We start from the raw sequence: 1,596 nt of genomic DNA, 5'->3' as shown, positions 1-1,596 counted from the left end.
TCAGATTGCTGACGAACCCCGCCTTTTTAGGCGGGGTTCTTTTTGATAAGCGGCCGTAGGCCGCGATCGCGATATTTTTTTGTTAGAGAGTGGTCGCTACCGACCAACGCCCAAATTGGCGGATAGAAGCCAGTATTTGCCTTATATCCGCCATGTTAAAGCCACATTTTCTTAGATAGCTCACCACTAACGCTATCTTCTTGATGTTTTGAGCAGCCGCCGCCAGCCAGCATTGCATTTGCACATTTGCAAGCCCTCGGAAGCGTGCGTAGCGGTGTCCATGATGCTGCTTGGCGTCGGCGAAGCTTCGCTCCACAGTCTCACTTCGTCGCTTGTATATCTTTTTGCCATAACGAGACAGTCGCATTTCATTGGCACGCTCTACGGCATCAGTGTAAAGATGACGCGTGATGACCTTTTGCATGGTCTTACTTTGCGTACAGTCGTTTCTAACCGGACAGAACGCACACTGCTTTGGGTCTGAGTGATAAGTACGATAGCCGGCTCTTGTGGTTGTTTTATAGATAAGCGTTTGCCCTTTGGGGCAGCGATATGTGTCGGTTTTCTTATCGTATGTGAAGTGTTTTTTCTTGAACGTATTCTTCGTTCGAGAAGGGCGACGATAGCCGAATACGCCAAGAATGCTGCGACGCTCTAAGGATTCGGCAACCGGTGCCGTGAAGTAGCCAGCATCGATGCCCACGGCGATAGGATTGAGGTTAAATTGCGCGAGTGTGTGGTCAAGGCGACGGATATACGGTTGTGAGTCGTTGACATTCCCTGGGGTTGTATACGTATCAACGATGATACCGTGCTTGCCATCAACGGTCCTATGGTCAAGATAGAAGAAGCCTTGGGGCTTATTATCTCTGGTCATAAAACCACTTTCAGGGTCAGTCGTACTCACTTTTGTGTTTTTGACGTCCGTCTTTAATGGCGCGTCCTTGAACGGCTTTTTTCCTTCTGCTTTGCGGTCACTGACGATGTCTTCATCCAACATCTCTAGGTAAGCGCCGGCGCTCACCGGGCGCAGTTTATTCACATGCTTATTTTTGTTCGCACTGGCTTTAAGGTGCGTGCTATCGGTATACAACTCTTGCCCTGCGACTAAGCCCTTCTCCATGGCTTGAACCACAATATGGTTGAATATGCGTTCGAAGACATCCGTGCCATTAAAGCGACGAATACGATTTTGGCTCAGCGTAGACGCATGGATGACCTTCTCTGTCAGCGACATACGCAAGAACCAACGATAAGCAACGTTGACTTCAATTTCTTTAACAAGCTGACGCTCGCTTTTGATGCCGAAGATATAGCCAAGCAGGATAATTTTAAACAAGCGAACGGGGTCAATCGGTGGGCGGCCATTGTCTTTGCAATAAAGGTGGGCGACTTCATCTCGAATAAACTCGAAGTCGATGGCACGGTCGATTTTACGAACAAGATGGTCTTTGGGAACAAGTTGTTCCATCGTCACCATTTCAAGTTCATATTGGTGTGGAGAAGGTTCTTGAAGCATACCGGAGCATCCCTATTGCGACACTCCTATTAGATCAAAGGTCTAGCTCGAAAGCTAGACCTTTGTCAGCAGTCTGA

General features: G+C 48.2%; 1 protein-coding gene. It reads right to left on the bottom strand.

The window, feature by feature from the left end; genetic code table 11:
* Nucleotides 1–82: 82 nt before the first annotated feature.
* Nucleotides 83–1,519, bottom strand: a complete 1,437-nt coding sequence (locus tag EHW58_RS15530) for an IS1182 family transposase (protein WP_152797360.1) — start codon at nucleotides 1,517–1,519, stop codon at nucleotides 83–85.
* Between the last annotated feature and the right edge of the window lie 77 nt (nucleotides 1,520–1,596).

This window comes from Salinivibrio sp. VYel1 (genome assembly GCF_009377945.1).
Lineage (GTDB): Bacteria > Pseudomonadota > Gammaproteobacteria > Enterobacterales > Vibrionaceae > Salinivibrio > Salinivibrio siamensis.
The sequence above is the reverse complement of the archived record's forward strand: the minus strand, read 5'-3'. Positions and strand labels throughout refer to the sequence as shown.